Origin of the sequence: Flavobacterium sp. CG_9.1, assembly GCF_015751645.1 — a bacterium.
GTDB classification, from domain to species: domain Bacteria; phylum Bacteroidota; class Bacteroidia; order Flavobacteriales; family Flavobacteriaceae; genus Flavobacterium; species Flavobacterium xanthum.
Map to the genome: position 1 here is coordinate 79667 of NZ_JADOVC010000016.1, position 16648 is coordinate 96314.

General features: G+C 33.0%; 19 protein-coding genes. 16 read left to right on the plus strand and 3 right to left on the minus strand.

The features are described 5' to 3' along the window. The first annotated feature begins 497 nt into the window (after window positions 1-497). The 3 genes from IWX83_RS10240 to IWX83_RS10250 are packed head-to-tail and all read left to right on the plus strand — an operon-like array spanning window position 498 to window position 1896. A complete protein-coding gene (locus IWX83_RS10240; protein WP_066076209.1) occupies window positions 498-1253 on the plus strand; it encodes a hypothetical protein in 756 nt (251 codons plus the stop codon). Between the two features lies 1 nt (window position 1254). Next, entirely contained in the window at window positions 1255-1659 is a 405-nt protein-coding gene (locus IWX83_RS10245; protein WP_196829479.1) for a DUF5675 family protein, read from the plus strand. A 21-nt stretch (window positions 1660-1680) separates the two neighbouring features. Further along, the gene (locus IWX83_RS10250) at window positions 1681-1896 is read left to right on the plus strand and encodes a hypothetical protein (RefSeq protein ID WP_066076203.1); all 216 of its coding nucleotides are present in this window, start codon (window positions 1681-1683) and stop codon (window positions 1894-1896) included. Window positions 1897-2132: 236 nt separating this feature from the next. On the opposite strand, the gene IWX83_RS10255 is transcribed toward IWX83_RS10250, so the two are convergent. Further along, window positions 2133-2312, minus strand: coding sequence for a hypothetical protein (locus IWX83_RS10255; RefSeq protein ID WP_196829481.1), 180 nt, complete (start codon window positions 2310-2312; stop codon window positions 2133-2135). A 24-nt stretch (window positions 2313-2336) separates the two neighbouring features. Next, window positions 2337-2762 (minus strand): hypothetical protein, encoded by a 426-nt coding sequence (locus tag IWX83_RS10260; RefSeq protein ID WP_196829483.1) that lies wholly within the window; start codon window positions 2760-2762, stop codon window positions 2337-2339. A gap of 1318 nt (window positions 2763-4080) precedes the next feature. Between IWX83_RS10260 and IWX83_RS10265 the strand changes: the two genes are divergently transcribed. Continuing rightward, window positions 4081-4725 carry a sugar-binding protein gene (locus IWX83_RS10265; protein WP_231379930.1) on the plus strand — a complete coding sequence of 215 codons (645 nt, stop codon included), beginning with the start codon at window positions 4081-4083 and terminating at the stop codon, window positions 4723-4725. A gap of 3 nt (window positions 4726-4728) precedes the next feature. Here the strand turns inward: IWX83_RS10265 and IWX83_RS10270 are convergent, their stop codons facing one another. Further along, window positions 4729-5769, minus strand: a complete 1041-nt coding sequence (locus IWX83_RS10270; RefSeq protein WP_196829485.1) for a substrate-binding domain-containing protein — start codon at window positions 5767-5769, stop codon at window positions 4729-4731. A 193-nt stretch (window positions 5770-5962) separates the two neighbouring features. Here IWX83_RS10270 and IWX83_RS10275 point away from each other — a divergent pair, with 193 nt between their 5' ends. From IWX83_RS10275 to IWX83_RS10330, 12 genes are all read left to right on the plus strand, one after another. Then, window positions 5963-6877, plus strand: coding sequence for a sugar phosphate nucleotidyltransferase (locus IWX83_RS10275; protein WP_196829487.1), 915 nt, complete (start codon window positions 5963-5965; stop codon window positions 6875-6877). Further along, on the plus strand, window positions 6865-7956 hold the full coding sequence (locus IWX83_RS10280) for a phosphotransferase enzyme family protein (protein ID WP_196829489.1): 1092 nt from the start codon (window positions 6865-6867) through the stop codon (window positions 7954-7956). Before IWX83_RS10275 ends, IWX83_RS10280 begins: the two co-directional genes overlap by 13 nt. A 25-nt stretch (window positions 7957-7981) precedes the next feature. Further along, on the plus strand, window positions 7982-8914 hold the full coding sequence (locus IWX83_RS10285) for an NAD-dependent epimerase/dehydratase family protein (RefSeq protein ID WP_196829491.1): 933 nt from the start codon (window positions 7982-7984) through the stop codon (window positions 8912-8914). 13 nt (window positions 8915-8927) lie between these two features. Beyond that, a complete protein-coding gene (locus IWX83_RS10290; RefSeq protein WP_231379931.1) occupies window positions 8928-10301 on the plus strand; it encodes a sugar MFS transporter in 1374 nt (457 codons plus the stop codon). A gap of 76 nt (window positions 10302-10377) precedes the next feature. Continuing rightward, a complete protein-coding gene (locus IWX83_RS10295) occupies window positions 10378-10578 on the plus strand; it encodes a hypothetical protein (RefSeq protein ID WP_196829493.1) in 201 nt (66 codons plus the stop codon). A 37-nt stretch (window positions 10579-10615) separates the two neighbouring features. Further along, window positions 10616-10867 (plus strand): ElyC/SanA/YdcF family protein, encoded by a 252-nt coding sequence (locus IWX83_RS10300; protein WP_196829495.1) that lies wholly within the window; start codon window positions 10616-10618, stop codon window positions 10865-10867. A gap of 45 nt (window positions 10868-10912) precedes the next feature. Next, complete coding sequence (gene nagB, locus IWX83_RS10305) at window positions 10913-12841, plus strand: glucosamine-6-phosphate deaminase (protein ID WP_196829517.1); 1929 nt, start codon at window positions 10913-10915, stop codon at window positions 12839-12841. A gap of 16 nt (window positions 12842-12857) precedes the next feature. Further along, a complete protein-coding gene (gene glmM, locus IWX83_RS10310) occupies window positions 12858-14240 on the plus strand; it encodes a phosphoglucosamine mutase (protein WP_196829497.1) in 1383 nt (460 codons plus the stop codon). 3 nt (window positions 14241-14243) lie between these two features. Beyond that, window positions 14244-14546 (plus strand): hypothetical protein, encoded by a 303-nt coding sequence (locus tag IWX83_RS10315; protein WP_196829499.1) that lies wholly within the window; start codon window positions 14244-14246, stop codon window positions 14544-14546. A gap of 570 nt (window positions 14547-15116) precedes the next feature. Further along, window positions 15117-15557, plus strand: a complete 441-nt coding sequence (locus tag IWX83_RS10320; RefSeq protein ID WP_196829501.1) for a hypothetical protein — start codon at window positions 15117-15119, stop codon at window positions 15555-15557. Between the two features lie 15 nt (window positions 15558-15572). Next, complete coding sequence (locus IWX83_RS10325) at window positions 15573-16076, plus strand: helix-turn-helix domain-containing protein (RefSeq protein WP_196829503.1); 504 nt, start codon at window positions 15573-15575, stop codon at window positions 16074-16076. Further along, on the plus strand, window positions 16036-16596 hold the full coding sequence (locus tag IWX83_RS10330; protein ID WP_196829505.1) for an IS630 family transposase: 561 nt from the start codon (window positions 16036-16038) through the stop codon (window positions 16594-16596). Before IWX83_RS10325 ends, IWX83_RS10330 begins: the two co-directional genes overlap by 41 nt. Window positions 16597-16648: the final 52 nt, after the last annotated feature.

Below are 16648 nucleotides of genomic sequence, written 5' to 3' on the forward strand. Positions count from 1 at the left end.
TTCAACCTGTTCCATTTTTAGGCTAGTATATTGGCAAAACTCTTCTATCGATACAAGCTCATTTTGGAGCTTGTGGAGGTCCTTTCTGATGTTTTGCAACACTCTGATGCTTTGCCTATAACTCTTTCCGGTTATGCGCTGTATATCCTTCGGGTAGATACACAATCTTTTATATTCTGTTTTCATACTCTATCTATAGCTTTTATTGGGCTTTGACTTACTTGAAATTCCTGTAATCCAATTTATTTGACTCTATAAAATTAATGAAAAATCTGTTTTAATCAGAAGGGACAATTGTTGTGATTTTTTGAGTGATGGGAAGAGACATTTGTGTTGTTTCCTGCCATTTATACCTAAAAATGACATTTGGAATAGGGGAGTGTTTTTTATGCTATTTAATTGGCTAAAATTTGTTTTAAAATCCATCGGAATTGTTGCAACGGAAAGTGGATTTGAAGAATATTTAAAACAAATTATAAACTTAAATTTTAGGAATTATGGCAAGACAGAAAGGCATAATTAAATTGAAAGGTACTATCGGTGATATTACTTTTTACAAAACCCAAGATGGACATTTGGCACGTGAAAAAGGAGGCATTGATGCCAGCAGAATCAAAAATGATCCTGCGTTTCAAAGAACGCGTGAGAATGGTTCTGAATTTGGAAGAGCAGGGAAAGCAGGGAAGATTTTGAGAACGGCTTTGAGAGCTGTTTTGATCAATTCTGCCGACGGTAGAATGGTAAGCCGCTTGACTCAAGCAATGATAAAAGTTATCCAAGCAGACACAGTTAGCGTGCGTGGATTACGCAATGTGATTGACGGCGAAGCGGAATTGTTAGTGGGCTTTGAGTTTAATATCCGAGGAAAATTGGGCACTAGTTTGTTTGCTCCCTTTGCAGGGACTATTGATAGGGTGTCCGGTGACATCGCTGTAGATATCGCTTCTTTTATTCCTGCAAATATGATTGCAGCGCCAAGTGGGACTACTCACTTTAAAATTATTTCAGCTGGTGCTGAAATTGATTTTGAAGCTGAAACGTTTGTTGAAACCCATTCAGAAACAGCTATTCTACCATGGGATACGACTGCAACTGCAGTGATTACTCAGACCAATACGGTAACGCCAAATAGTATTAAACCATTGTTTTTAGCTTTAGGAGTTGAGTTTTATCAAAGTGTAAATGGCCAGATGTATCCTTTGAAAAACGGAGCTTATAACCCATTAGCACTGGCTGCAGTAAGCGGATTGTAAGATGGTTTTAATATTGAAAAGAACTTATTTCCCTGATGGAACAAATAGTAAACTCGAATACGAGGGCAAATTAATATGTAACGCTATTGAATTGCCATGGAAGAAAAACGAAACGAAGGTTTCTTGCATTCCGGAGGGAAAATATTTTATAAGAAAGCGTTACAGCAACAAATTCAAATGGCATTTGGAGGTTATGAATGTTGAAAACAGAAAATTTATTTTGATTCATCCAGCCAACAATGCGCTTGCAGAATTAAATGGCTGTATTGCTCCGGTAACTCAATTTTCTGGTCCAGGTTTAGGTATTATGTCACGAAAGGCATTTTATAAATTAAAAGATATGGCTTATAAAGCTTTAGATCGAGAAGAAGAGGTTCGTTTAATTGTTAAATCAGATTTCCAATAAGGAATGATAAAAGAATAAATTATGAATTTAATCAAGAGAGCGAAAGCTCCAACGCCGAAATTTTTTAAAGTGCTTCGAAATATTGGTCTTGCATTAGCTGCAATTGGTGGAACTGTCTTAACAGCCCCGGTGGCGCTGCCCGTTGTCCTAGTTTCAATTGGCGGATACATAGCAATCGCGGGCGGTGTTATTTCTGCTGTTAGTCAATTGACTTCAACTAAAGATGCAATCCAGTAATTCAGCTTTAGTTGGTACCGCTGGCGGTACTTTTTTGAGCATAATCCCGAATTTGAATTCGGAAGATGTTGTAAAAACTATTGTTTTGGCCTCTATTGGCGCAGCGGTCAGTTTTACAATTTCGATTATACTTAAATTTTTGATTCGAAAGCACAAAAAGTAATGCAATTCAAGTTGTGGTGACCGTGAATTGCATTTTAGAAAGTCCATTCCGTAAGGTTTGGACTTTTTTTGTTTCAATTTTCTTCAAATAGATTCAAAGTAACCTCTGCGATTACCACTTTAGCACAAGAACCATATAGACCGTTATATTTTGCGCTATCTACCGCCTTCTTTCTGCTGTCAAATATTCCAAAGCAAACTCTTGATGCCTTGTTTTTCCATATGTCAGTTTGGTATAAAATAAATAGTTTCATAAACTCCCTTGTTAAATTAATAAATCAAATTTTCTTGCAGTAACGGTTTAAAATGATGTTGCGCATTTCTTTGATAAGATTTATATTTTTATTAAAATGATTTTCTTGTTGTTCCAACAACCTTAATGCTATAACTTCTTTTTTATGTTGTTCGAAATCGTGCAGCATTTCAGTTACTTTGCTTGAAAAATCTTTTCTGAAATCGTCAATTCGCAAAAAAGGAATTACAGAGCCATACAGGGACTGGCGCCAGAAATTGGCTTTCCATAAGCTATATGCAAGCCAATAGACTGTTTCTGCATCCTCTTTATTGGCAAAAATTATAATGAAACTATTCGTAAATGGTTCCTTTTGCGGTTTGCCGCTGTTAAGTCCTTTATTAAGAATAAAGATTTTCTCTCCTGTGTATGAGGTGTTTTTTTGATGTGTTTTGACGATAAAATTTGGCATACTTTCGGATTTTAGATTAGGTGCCTCACCAAGCTCGGCACCTAAATATTTTTAAAAGAAAAAGAAAAAAAAGAAAGTCGCCTGAGAAGTGGAGGTTTCAAAAGAAGTCCAGTTTTTTTGAAAAAATACTACCCCAGACTGCTGGTAAAATGAAACCGCATCGCTATAACAAAATGGGAATTGAAACTGTAAGGGTGAAGATTTTTTCAAAAACCCGTAGGGCTTGAACTTGACTTTTTGAAACCGGAGCTTACCTTTACTTTCTTTTTTTTATTTTTTTCTTGGTAGCACTATTCGTTTACGTTAGGACACTACTCTCTGGATCGTTATACTGAAAACAGCAATCCAACACCCCCAAGCACCGCAGAGAATAATGATAGTAGCGACAGCGGAAATTATTATTATCGAGGAGCGCAGTGGCGGGGTTGCGGCAATCGAACAGCTACCATAAACGCGAGAATTGAGCGCAGGAACGTAGCGAAATGAAGCGGGTATGAGCGTGAAACGGCGGGGAAAAAATAAAATACTCCCGCCTTTTGTTGGCGGGAAACCTTGATTTAGGGCAAAGTGCCGTTTTTCACGGAACGGAGCCAACCCCGATAGCTGTGCGAAGGAGCAACCGCTGAAACAACGAAGGGCTATAACTGGAATATGGCTGGAATGTAGTGGAGAGGAGGAACGGAGCGTAACGGAATGAAGCTATATTGCGGTTATGGTAGCCCGACCGAACGCAGGAAGTGACCGTGTGGAGATGAGGAACGGAACGGCACAAAAAAAACAGCTGCTTATTTTCAAGCTGCTGTTTTTTTAGTGCTGTGTAGTGTCTGTGGAATGGAGGGAGACCCTGACTGTTTCTTATGGAAATAAAATGCTGATAGTACGCTAAAAGAGGTTATGAAAATATAGGGTTGACCGACTGTAACTGCCCAACGGAACAAAGGGAACAACCGTAGAGAGACCTATTGATTGCCCGTGATGTTGATGTTAGTGCTGGTTTCTGGAATACTATATTTATTGCTATGGTATATGAATAAAAAGGATTCTATGTTAAAGTGTGAAATTTTTTTTCGCTTTTTTCTGGGAATTCCACTATTTTTGACATAAATTAAGGAGAATAATCAAGATGTATTCATGGAAATTCAATTAGAGGTGACTTAGTGAATAATCATGTCTATTTAAAAAGAAATAAATATGTAAGTAATAAAAATAAAAAATGCACGTGGAAAAATAAAAAATGAAAGCTAAATTTTAAAATGATACTAGAAGTATTTTGAAATTTTAATAGTAGTTATTAGAGATTCCTTTAATTAAAATGGATATGATGAAAAGTTATAATGTTAATTATATTAAAAAAGGAACCTTTACCCTAAATGGTAAAGGTAATAACCCATTGTGGGATAGTGCTGAAATATTAACCGATTTTGTCTCTGCCTGGGATAATGAAAAATTCAGCAAAATTGAATTTAAATCAATGTGGGATATTGAAAATATCTATTTTTGCTTTACTGTTTTTGATAATGTCGTTCACATTGATAAAGAAGATGATAGTATTATTAGCATTGGAAATTCTGACCGGGTTGAACTTTTTTTTAGAACAGATGAATTATTAAATCCTTATTATTGCCTAGAAATTGATCCTACTTGTAGAATTATGGATTTTATAGCGAAACCCAATAAAAATTTTGACTTTGATTGGAATTGGCCAAAAAATCATATAATGGTTAAAACTAAAATAAATCCTATTGATTTTACTGTTGAGATAGCGATAAGTATAAAATCATTGAAGGAATTGAATTTGATGAAAGAGAATACAATTGAAACCGGAATTTTTCGTGCAAAATATAAAGAACAACAAGATTTAAGTTTAAAACCAATATGGATTTCTTGGGTAAATCCAAGTACGGAGGTGCCTAATTTCCATACACCATCTTCCTTTGGAGTGTTGAATCTAATTCAGCCTTAAAAATTATAGAAGATAATCTTTAGCATTTTCAGAATTAATAATGTCAATAGGCAAAAGCTTTAATTTTGAAATTTCTTTATCAAAAATAAAGTATTCTATAAGACTTGCTGTCCCAAGATAGGCTTGCCTTTTAGGGTTTTGATGAATTAAAAAATCTATTGCATTGTTGTTCATTAAGTTTATATTGCTCTCTAATAAGTCATAACCTACAATTGAAATTCTCTTATCCTTCATTTCTGAAGTGATTTCTGCTACTTGATATGCTTTTGAAGTTGTAACAAAAATTCCTGCTATATCAGAATGCGAATTTAAGAAACTGGTTAATTTATTATTAAATTCAGGATGCTCTAATTTGCAGGTTAAAATCTCAAATTCGGAGCTTTCTAAATGCTTAAAATAATTTCTAAATCCTTTTTCTTTTTCCTGCATATGAATAGCATTTTCGTAATCTTCATCAATATGAATAATTGCAATTAAGCCTTTCTTAAGAAGTAAATCTAATAATCGTGCAGCTACTCTTCCGCTTTGAAATAAATCTTGACCAACAAAATTTTTGATAGCATTAGATTTAAGGTAGTTATTAAAGGTTATTGATATAATTCCCAATAAGTTGTAGTTTTCAATAATGTTTAGTGATTCTTTATAAAATAATGGCACAAGTAAAACTGCATCAGGAGAAGTTTTTAAAATGGTGTCATTCGCTTTTATAAATGAAGAGGTACTTAAGGGATCAAAAAAATAAGTTTTTACAGAAACATTAAAAGATTTAAACTCCTCTTTAGCCTCTAAAATTCCATCATTACAAGGTTGCCAGTAGAGATCATTTTCTGGATTAGGCAATAAAACACAAATGCAATAAATTTTAGTATTCTTTAAATTTCGTGCTATCAGATTTGGTTTATAATCAATCTTATTCAATACTTCGTTTATCTTATCAAGAGATACTTGAGAGACTTTTCCTCTATTATGCAAAACCCTATCAACAGTTCCTTTAGAAACATTTGCTAAAGCTGCAATATCTTTAATCGTATAAATTTTTTCCATAATATACAAATGTAAAAAAAAAATATTAATTTAAATAGAAAAAAAATGTGCTCGATAACAACTTTTTTGTGTGCTCGAGCACATTTTTTGTTAATTTTCTTTGTCGTTTAAAATTTCATTTATACATTAGCCAAAAATTAAGTAATTAGTTAACGATTTAACCTAATAATAGTAACGTTTTAATAATAAGAAAATGAGTATAAATAAACCTACTCTTGTAATTTTAGCAGCAGGCATCGGAAGTCGATATGGAGGATTAAAGCAATTAGATACATTTACTCAGGAAGGAGATACTATAATGGATTTTTCTATTTATGATGCATTACAGGCAGGATTCGGAAAAATCGTGTTTATAATACGAAAAAATATTGAAGAAGAATTTAAAGAAGTATTTAACAAAAAGCTATTTGGAAAAGTAGAAGTTGATTATGTTTTTCAGGAAATTGAATATGTGCCTATAAAATTTAAAAATCCAGAAAGGAAAAAGCCTTGGGGAACAGGACACGCGTTGTTGATGGCTAAAGATGCCGTTAAAGAAAATTTTGCTATTATAAATGCTGATGATTTTTATGGCAAAGAAGCTTTTGAAATTATAGCAAAAGTTTTGGCAGATACAGATAAAGAGTCCTACGATTTTAGTACTATGGCTTACTTGTTGAAAAATACAATTTCTGATTACGGATTCGTATCAAGAGGCGAATGTCAGGTGGATAAAAACGGATATTTGACTGATGTTACTGAACGTACACATATTGAAAAGATAAATGGAAATTTAATGAACAAAGATGAAAACGGAACTTTTGCGCAAATTGATGAAAACACAATAGTTTCAATGAATTTTTGGGGATTTACACCAAAATGCTTTGAGTTTGGTAGCGCCCTTTTTGATGACTTCCTTGAGCAAAATGCAAATAATATTAAATCAGAATTTTATATTTCATCAGTAGTTAATGAGATTTTAAAATCAGGGAAAGCTTCAGTCAAAGTATTGAAGTCTGATTCAAAATGGTTTGGAATTACTTATAAAGAGGATAAAGAAATTGTTCAAGAAAAAATAGAAAAACTGATTAAACAAAATATATATCCATCAAAATTATGGGAATTATAAAAGAAGAAAAATTAAAGTTTTTGTTTAATCAGTTTAATCATACTTCAGAATTTAAATTATTTGAAGAATTGGCTTCGGGTCATATTAATGATACATATTTAATAAAAACACATGAAAAGCCCTATTTTGTTTTACAGCGAATAAATCACAAAGTATTTAAGAATGTTCCTGGTCTTATACATAACAAGGTAGCCATAAGTCGTCATTTAAAAGAGAAATTGGGACATCTTTCAGAACAAGTATTAAGACGACATGTGCTTGATTTTATAAATACAAAAAATGGAGCACCATACTATAAAGATAAAGATGGAAATTATTGGAATATGATGGTTTATATTGAGGACAGCGTAACATTTGAAACAGTGAATAATGAGGAAGTTGCTTATGAGGGCGGAAAATTATTTGGTAATTTTCTGTTTCTTACAAGTGATTTTTTAGCTTCAAAATTAACGGATGTTATTCCAAAATTTCATGATATGTCCTTTCGATTTTCACAATTTGAAGAAGCATTAAAAGTTGCGTCAGTTGAAAGGTTAAACCTAGCAAATACATATATAACAGAGGTTAATGAGTTAAAAGAAGAAATGCACATTCTTCAAAAACTAAAAGAATCAGGAGCAATCAAATTAAGAGTAACTCATAATGATACCAAAATATCAAATGCACTTTTTGATAAAGACAATAAAGGACTTTGTGTAATTGATACCGATACGGTAATGCCTGGGATTGTTCATTATGATTTTGGAGATGCGATAAGAACTATTTGTAATACAGCTCCTGAAGATGAAAAAAAATTAGAGTTGGTAAATTTTAATATTTGTTATTATAAGGCTTATGTTAAAGGATTTTTGGAAAAAATAGAATCAGATCTTTCAGCTGTAGAAATTGAGCACCTTCCTCTAGGCGCTAAGACAATGATATTTATAATGGCAATCCGCTTTTTGACAGATTTTTTAAACGGAGATATTTATTATAAAACCGCTTATCCTGAGCATAACTTAGATCGTGCTAAAAATCAATTTAAGCTTATAGAAAGCCTTTCTGAAAAATTTAAAGAAATGGGAATAAATAATTTGTAGTATTCAAATTAAAATAATAAAACAAATGAATAAATATGTAATCACAGGCGGGGCAGGCTTTATAGGAAGTCATATTGCAGAATATTTATCCAATGAAGGGCATCAAGTTACCATTTTGGATAGTTTAAGAACAGGGTTTGAAAAAAACCTGAAAGGCTTAAATGTAACGTTTGAAAACGGTGATATTAGAGATGAAAATCTTGTGAATGAGTTGTTAAGTGGTGCAAATGGGGTTTTTCATTTAGCTGGTTTGGTCAGTGTTCCAGAGTCTTTGCTGAAAATTAAAGAATGTATTGAAATCAATACCATAGGGACGATAAATATTTTGGAAGCTGCAAAAAATAATCCAGGTTGTAAAGTGGTACTTTCAACATCAGCGGCAAATTATGGTAACAATCCTATTTTACCAAAGGTAGAAACTATGTTTCCTGAACCCATGACTCCTTATGCAATTACGAAATTAGATGGTGAATATTATTTGAAAATGTATCTGGATCAATACAATGTTCCAACGGCATCATTACGATATTTTAATGTCTTTGGACCACGTCAGAATCCCGAATCGGCGTATGCCGCTGCAGTGCCTATTTTTATAAAAAAAGCACTTCAAAATCAACCAATAACCATTTATGGAGATGGATCACAAACTAGAGATTTTATTTATGTAAAAGATGTGGTAAAGGCTAATATTTTGGCTTCACAAATAGGAAATGAAACCTATAATGTGGCTTTAGGACATAGTACTTCGGTTTTAGAGTTGGCTCAAAAAATCATTGAAATTACCAATTCAAAATCTCAAATAATTTTTTTGGATGAAAGGCCAGGCGATATAAAACATTCTAAAGCAGATCCAGCAAAATTTAATCAATTGGGTTTTCAACCAGACTATTCAATAGATTGTGCTTTGGAAGAAACAATTAGTTTCTACGACAAAGAATTACTTAAAACAACTATTTAAAAAAGGAAGCATTATGACTCAAATTAAAAGTACAGTAGATCAAAAACAAAGTGTTTTAATCCCAATGGTTATTTTAACAGTATTATTTTTTATTTTAGGATTCGTAACTTGGTTGAATGGGCCATTAATTCCATTTTTTGAAATAGCGTGTGATTTGACTGGTTCGCAAGCTTATTTTGTGGCTTTTGCTTTTTATATTGCTTATTTTGTTATGGCAATTCCATCGTCTTGGGTAATAGAAAAAGTAGGGTATAAAAATGGGATTTCACTTGGGTTAATTGTAATTGCGCTTGGTGCATTTATGTTTTATCCTGCGGCAGAAATGCGAACTTTCCTTTTATTTTTACTGGCTTTATTTATTATGGGTACAGGATTGGCTATTTTGCAAACAGCGATAAATCCTTATGTTGTAGTTATTGGTCCAAGAGAAAGTGCTGCTGCAAGAATTAGTGTATTGGGTATTGCCAATAAGTTAGCAGGATTTATAGCGCCATTAGTTTTAACAGCATTGGTGTTGTCAAATATGAAGGATTATACCAAAGAAAAAATTGCCGTATTAGATGCTGCTGCTAAATCACAGACTTTAGATTTACTTGCCTTACAATTACAAACCCCTTATATCTATATGGGGATTGTTATTCTTGTTTTGGCGCTTTTAGCCAAGTTATCTCCTTTGCCAGAAATTGATTTAGATGTAGATGGACATGTATCTCATTTAAGTATTTTCAAACAAATGAAAAGTGCTTCTAGATATCCTCAATTGGTTTTAGGCGCATTTACTTTGATGTTGTATGTGGCTGCTGAAGTTATAGCAGGAGACACCATTGGAAAATTTGGTAAACAATTAGGCGTTTATGGCGACAATGGTGACTTTTATCTAAAATTAACCTCATTTACTATGACAGCAATGTTAGTTGGCTATATAATAGGAATTACATTAATACCAAAATATCTTTCTCAAGTTAATGCACTAAAGGTTTCGGGTATACTAGGTGTTGTTTTAGTGTTTTCAATTGTTTTGATATCTCCCGATATTATGGTTCAATTACCCTTAATTCCAGTTTTGCCATTAGTAATTATTTTAGTCGCTCTCTTTGGACTTGCAAATGCGCTTTGTTGGCCTGCAATTTGGCCATTGGCACTTCAGGATTTAGGCGGATATACAAAAATAGCTGGTGCAATATTAATTATGGCAATTATTGGTGGAGCAATTTTCCCATTGCTTTATGGTTATTTGTCAGAAAGTATCAACTTGGCTAATGAAGCTGCAGGAGTTGTGAAAACAGCAAAAAGCGGCAATCAGATTGCTTATTTAATTCTGTTGCCAGCCTACTTAATGATTTTCTTTTACGCCTATAAAGGGCACACCTACAGAAGCTGGTCATAAAAATAAAGAGGAATTCAAAACATAATTAAGCTTTCTTTTTTAATGGAACATATCGATTTGTTTAACGATTCAACTTATGAAAGAAATATTAATAGTCTTAGGTTCTCCAAATTCTGATGAAGGAAAATTAAAAGATATTGCTTTAGATCGTTTGAATTATTGCGTAAGTATTTTTGATGATAAAAAAAATCTAATACTATGTGCAGGGGGTTTTGGGCAGCATTTTAATACTACAAATGAGCCTCATGCAAAATATGCAATGGAATATTTAATTTAATCTGGTATTGATTACAACTATTTCACAGCGATTGTTTTTGTCTTCTAACACGGTCGATGATGCTGTTAAAGCAAAAGAAATTCTGCCTGATGGTTTAGGTTCTATAGAAATAATTACTTCTGATTATCATTTAGAAAGAGTGAAAATAATCTTCGACCAAGTATTAATAAATATTCAAAAAAGTTATTTTGGAGTAAGACATACATTATGTGAAAGCAAAAAAGAAGACTTACTGAATCATGAAAGAAAAGCTTTAAATGAAATAAAAAAGAATGGTTTATACTTCTAAAAAAAGAACATGAAACAATTTATAAAAACATTAAACAACAACAATATGTTAACGAGTAATATAGATAAAGCTACAGGTTTTGAAAAAAGATTCGAAAATATTGATACAGTAGTTTTTGAAAATTCAACTTCGGCATCCAAAGCAGTTGCGCAACAAATCGCAACACTTATCAAATCAAAACAAGAAAATAATCAATCCTGTGTTTTAGGATTGGCAACTGGCTCTTCACCAAAAGGATTGTATACGGAATTAGTCCGTATGAATAAAGAAGAAGGGTTGAGTTTCAAAAACGTAATTTCATTCAATTTAGATGAATATTATCCAATGGAACCAGATTCTGTAAATAGTTATGTGCGATTCATGAAAGAATTATTGTTCGATCATATTGATATTTTACCAGAGAACTACAATATTCCTGATGGAACTTTATCTAAAGAACAAATTGCTGCATATTGTAATAATTATGAAGCCAAAATTAAAGCTTTAGGAGGAATCGATTTGCAGATATTGGGAATTGGAGCTAACGGTCATATTGGTTTTAATGAATCGGGTTCTTTGCAGAATTCCAAAACAAGATTGGTTGCATTGGACCACATCACAAGAGTAGCGGCAAGCAAAGATTTTTCCGGATTAAGTAATACCCCAAGAACAGCAATCACACTGGGTGTCAAAAAAATAATGGAATCCAAACAAGTTATTTTGATGGCATGGGGAGAAGGAAAATCCAATATCGTTAAGGCGTCTGTAGAAGGGATCGTAAGCAACCAAATTCCAGCTTCATTTTTGCAAGAACACAGTAATGCAATTTTCGTTTTAGACAAAGAGGCCTCTTCAAAATTAACAAGAATCAATACCCCTTGGTTGGTTGAGGAAGTGATTTGGACAGAGAAATTAATTAGAAAAGCAGTATTGGGATTGGCACTTAATTTAAAGAAACCAATTTTAATGCTTACTGATGCCGATTATATTGAAAATGGGATGAGTGATTTACTTGCCGATTCAGGCCCAGCATATGACATCAATATTAAAATATTCAATAAATTACAGAATACAATTACCGGTTGGCCAGGCGGAAAACCAAATGCAGATGATTTGAATAGACCCGAAAGAACAGAGCCCGCTAGAAAAAGAGTATTGATTTTTAGTCCACATCCAGATGATGATATCATTAGTATGGGAGGAACTTTTATGAGATTACAACAGCAAGGGCATGAAGTACATGTTGCTTACCAGACTTCGGGTAATATTGCTGTTTCCGATGATGAAGCACAACGATTTGCACGATTTGTATGTGATTACAACGACAAATTTGGCATAAAAAGTGTAGAAGCGGAAAACATTTATAAAAAATCGATCGAATTCCTTAAAAACAAAAAAAACAGTGAAATAGATATTCCCGAAGTAAGATATTTAAAAGGTTTGATTCGAAAAGGAGAAGCTAGATCTACGAGTCACTTTGTTGGTTTGCCTGATGAACAAATTCATTTTATGGAACTTCCTTTCTATGAAACAGGGACTATCGAGAAAAAACCTTTAGGTGCAGAAGACATCCAACTAACCATGGATCTTATAGAAAAGATAAAGCCACACCAAATATATGCTGCTGGAGATCTAGCAGATCCACACGGAACCCATAAAGTTTGTTTAGATGCTATTTTTGAAGCAGTTAAGCGATTAAAATCAAAAGACTTTATGAATGAATGTTGGGTTTGGCTGTATAGAGGAGCTTGGCAAGAATGGGGTATTGATGAGGTTGAAATGGCTGTGCCAATGAGTCCAGATCAGGTATTAGCAAAAAGACAAGGTATTTTTAAGCATCAATCACAAAAAGACGGAGTTGTATTTCAAGGCTCAGATAGTAGAGAATTCTGGCAAAGAGCTGAAGATAGAAATAGAGAAACTGCATTGCTATATGATCAATTAGGATTGTCTTGCTATGCGGCAATGGAGGCTTTTGTTAAATGGGAATATTAAAAAAAGTAACGATAAAATGTCATTAATAAAATCAATTTCAGGAATAAGAGGTACCATTGGAGGGAAAGTAGCTATTAATTTAACACCAATTGACACGGTAAAATTTTCTGCAGCTTATGGGATATGGTTAAAAAATCAGACGAAAAAAGAAACTCTGACAGTCATAATAGGTAGGGATGCTCGTATTTCTGGTAAAATGGTAAGTAATTTAGTAAGTAATACCCTAATTGGATTAGGAATTAATGTAACGGATATTGGTTTATCAACAACACCAACAGTTGAAGTAGCTGTAACATTATCTAATGCAGATGGAGGAATTATAATTACAGCAAGTCATAATCCAAAACAATGGAATGCATTAAAACTGTTGAATGGTAAGGGTGAATTTTTAAATGCCGAAGATGGTGAATCTGTTTTGAAAATTGCAGAAGAGGATTCTTATGTTTTTGCAGAAGTAGATAATTTGGGGATTTATAAAAAGGAAAAAGAGTATATAAATAAACATATTCTTGAAGTTTTAGCTTTAGATTTAGTTGACATTGAAGCAATTAAAAATGCGAAATTTAAAGTTGTTGTTGACGCAGTAAATTCTACTGGAGGAATTGCAATTCCTGCGTTATTAAAAAAATTAAATGTCCAATGTGTAGAATTGTATTGTGAGCCAAATGGACATTTTCCTCACAATCCAGAGCCTTTAAAAGAGCATCTAACAGTTATCTCTGAACTTGTAGTTAAAGAAAAAGCTGATTTTGGTATTGCAGTAGATCCGGATGTAGATAGACTGGCAATTATTTGTGGAGATGGATCAATGTTTGGAGAAGAATACACCCTAGTTGCTTGTGCAGATTATGTGTTAGGCAAAACCAAAGGAAACACAGTATCAAATTTATCTTCCTCAAGAGCATTAAAAGACATTACCGAAAAACACGGAGGAAGCTATCAGGCAAGTGCCGTAGGTGAGGTAAATGTGGTAACATTAATGAAAGAAACGAATGCCGTTATTGGCGGAGAAGGGAATGGGGGAATTATTTATCCGGAGTCACATTACGGAAGAGATTCATTAGTAGGTACTGCTTTATTCTTATCACATTTAGCTAATTTAAAAATATCTTGTAAACAATTGAGAGACAGTTATCCCAATTATTTTATGAGCAAAAACAAGATTGAATTAACTCCAGAAATAGACGTTGATGCAGTTTTGGCTAAAATAACATCAAAATATAAGGATGAAGATGTTATTAGCATCGATGGAGTCAAAATTAATTTTGAAACAGAGTGGGTTCATTTAAGAAAATCGAATACCGAACCAATAATCAGAATATATACTGAAAGCACCTCCCAAGAAAAGGCTGACAATCTAGCAAACAAACTTATCGAGGACATTAAAAATAGTATCTAAAATATGAATATTTCATTTGAGTCGCCTTACTACAATATTATTAAATATGAAAAAGTCAAAACTATTGAAGTTTGTAATAAATTCATCAATTGGTTAAGCGGAGAATTTGATTTATACCAAAAGGATGAATCAGATGGGTTGAAAGTATTTTATCCCAATGGTTGGTTTAGTGTTGAAATTATAGATAATCACCCGCAGCATATTGAAATTCTTATATTCATAAAAAGTAAAACTTTAGAAATCGGGTTAAAAAAAGCAACTCAAATAGAAGCAATATTTTCACATTTAAATCTAAACACAAATTAGTTGAAAATCGAAAATAAAAGCATTGTCAAATAATAAAAAACGTACAGGAATTCCTTCGATATTTGGATTTAAATTCCAATTTTAATTTAATAATTTTTTTGGTTAGTTTGTTTTGATCACCTTGTATAGTTTTTATACAAGGTGATTTTTTTTCTAATCGTCAGTACTATGGCTCATTACAATGCTGTATCGTTGAGGTTTCTTTCAAAGTCAGCTATTTTTTCTGTTCTGGCTTATTCTGTATTGTGCCATTATACAATGAATTTCAATATCCATATTACGCAATCTGAATAAATGATTGGGTAAATTTTTGTTCAAGATCTAACCCTAATAAACATTTTGTATCATATTGCAATTCAACAAATCTTCATTTTAAGTGGGTATTCCGGCGCATACTGAACACCCCATTCCGGTTCAAACTGAACAGGTGATTCCGGTTCAAACTGAACACCCCATTCCAGTTCAAACTGAACAGGTGATTCCGGAGCAAAGTGAACACCCTATTCCGGTTTAAAGTGAACAGTTTTGATGATGATTTTTAGTTCTACTTTGTGATCAAATCACATAAGTATGGCCAATAAATCAATAGGATCAGTTATGATACGAGAAATCATCAGAATGAAAGACAACGGTCTTTCAAACAATCAAATAGCTAAAAACCTTGGAAAATCAAGGACAACTATCATCAAATATCTTGGTGCCATTGCCGCTTCTGGGGTTTGTTTAAAGGAACTCCTTGAACTCAAAGGCGAAGATTTATCGGAGCTTTTTGAAGTTTCCAATGCGTTAAATCCTGTCAGCAGAGAGCAGATTCGCAAAGATTTATATTCCTTTTTTCCTTATCTCGAAAAGGAATTAAAGCGTGTTGGTGTTACCCGTCATATTCTCTGGGGAGAGTATAAGGCAAAACACCCCCAAGGAGTGATGTACAGCCAATTCTGTGAACATTACAATAAATGGAACCGCAAATCGGAAGGTTATACCGTTACGTCTTTGAATTTACTGGAATAATTTGTATATTTGAAAATGCCAAAGAAAATATCCATAACCATCGAAGAGAATATTGATTTTTTAGAAAAATCCTATTCAAAAGCTCAAGGAAGTTTAAAACAAGACCGAATTAAAACCTTGATTTATATTAAAACAAAGCAATATTTTTTCCAAAGTGAAATTGCCAAAAAACTTGGAAGAACAGAAAAGACAATCCGTGATTGGATACAAAGCTATTCAAGAGACGGTTTTTCAGGGCTAACGACCGTAAGAAGTGGGGGAAATAATACCAAAACAATCTCTGATGCTATGATTTTGTTAATTGAAAAGAAAGTCACTAATTCGAGTACAACGATTACTTCCTATGTTGAATTAAAACTTTTACTAGAAGAGGAATTAAAAGAAGAGATTGATTATGGAGCTCTTTATTCTCATTGTCGGAGAAAGTTTAAATCAAAACTAAAAGTGGCTCGAAAATCACATTATAAAAAAGACGAAAATGCGGAAGCGTTTTTTAAAAAACCTAAAAAACAGACTTGAAAACATTAGATTAAATCTAAATAAAGATAATATTGAAACGGTCAATTTGTATTTTCAAGATGAAAGTAGATTTGGACTAATTACCAAGCAAAAACGAGTCATTACAGCAAAAGGCATAAAGCCAATCGGAAAATATAAACACAGTTATTTATACAAATGGCTTTGGGGTAGCTTCTCGCCCATAACTGGAGAAAGTTTTTGTATGACAACAGATGGGGTCTGCAAGGAATTATTCATAAAATATCTCGAAGATTTTAGTAAACACAAACCATCGGAATTGAAAATAATAGTGATTGATAACGCTGCCTTTCATTCGACAAAAGATGTAGAATTACCAAACAATATAATTCTGCTACCAATACCTCCTTACTGCCCGGAACTTAATCCAGCCGAAAAGGTTTGGCAATGGATGAAAGATAAAATTGCAATGAAAGTATATGACACTTTAGAAATTCTAGAAAATAAAATCGATGAACTGGTGGATTCAATTAATAAATGCGAATTCCTGATTATTGTTTAATAATTGTAAATATACTTCATTTGGAGAATCAAATTGATGCCTTTTTCGAGGT

Excerpts from the sequence above, each read along its gene's own strand:
- IWX83_RS10240 (WP_066076209.1), top strand. The coding sequence starts at position 498 with ATGGCAAGACAGAAAGGCATAATTAAATTGAAAGGTACTATCGGTGAT.
- IWX83_RS10245 (WP_196829479.1), top strand. The coding sequence starts at position 1,255 with ATGGTTTTAATATTGAAAAGAACTTATTTCCCTGATGGAACAAATAGT.
- IWX83_RS10250 (WP_066076203.1), top strand. The coding sequence starts at position 1,681 with ATGAATTTAATCAAGAGAGCGAAAGCTCCAACGCCGAAATTTTTTAAA.
- IWX83_RS10255 (WP_196829481.1), bottom strand. The coding sequence starts at position 2,312 with ATGAAACTATTTATTTTATACCAAACTGACATATGGAAAAACAAGGCA.
- IWX83_RS10260 (WP_196829483.1), bottom strand. The coding sequence starts at position 2,762 with ATGCCAAATTTTATCGTCAAAACACATCAAAAAAACACCTCATACACA.
- IWX83_RS10265 (WP_231379930.1), top strand. The coding sequence starts at position 4,081 with ATGATGAAAAGTTATAATGTTAATTATATTAAAAAAGGAACCTTTACC.
- IWX83_RS10270 (WP_196829485.1), bottom strand. The coding sequence starts at position 5,769 with ATGGAAAAAATTTATACGATTAAAGATATTGCAGCTTTAGCAAATGTT.
- IWX83_RS10275 (WP_196829487.1), top strand. The coding sequence starts at position 5,963 with ATGAGTATAAATAAACCTACTCTTGTAATTTTAGCAGCAGGCATCGGA.
- IWX83_RS10280 (WP_196829489.1), top strand. The coding sequence starts at position 6,865 with ATGGGAATTATAAAAGAAGAAAAATTAAAGTTTTTGTTTAATCAGTTT.
- IWX83_RS10285 (WP_196829491.1), top strand. The coding sequence starts at position 7,982 with ATGAATAAATATGTAATCACAGGCGGGGCAGGCTTTATAGGAAGTCAT.
- IWX83_RS10290 (WP_231379931.1), top strand. The coding sequence starts at position 8,928 with ATGACTCAAATTAAAAGTACAGTAGATCAAAAACAAAGTGTTTTAATC.
- IWX83_RS10295 (WP_196829493.1), top strand. The coding sequence starts at position 10,378 with ATGAAAGAAATATTAATAGTCTTAGGTTCTCCAAATTCTGATGAAGGA.
- nagB (WP_196829517.1), top strand. The coding sequence starts at position 10,913 with ATGTTAACGAGTAATATAGATAAAGCTACAGGTTTTGAAAAAAGATTC.
- glmM (WP_196829497.1), top strand. The coding sequence starts at position 12,858 with ATGTCATTAATAAAATCAATTTCAGGAATAAGAGGTACCATTGGAGGG.
- IWX83_RS10315 (WP_196829499.1), top strand. The coding sequence starts at position 14,244 with ATGAATATTTCATTTGAGTCGCCTTACTACAATATTATTAAATATGAA.
- IWX83_RS10320 (WP_196829501.1), top strand. The coding sequence starts at position 15,117 with ATGGCCAATAAATCAATAGGATCAGTTATGATACGAGAAATCATCAGA.
- IWX83_RS10325 (WP_196829503.1), top strand. The coding sequence starts at position 15,573 with ATGCCAAAGAAAATATCCATAACCATCGAAGAGAATATTGATTTTTTA.
- IWX83_RS10330 (WP_196829505.1), top strand. The coding sequence starts at position 16,036 with ATGCGGAAGCGTTTTTTAAAAAACCTAAAAAACAGACTTGAAAACATT.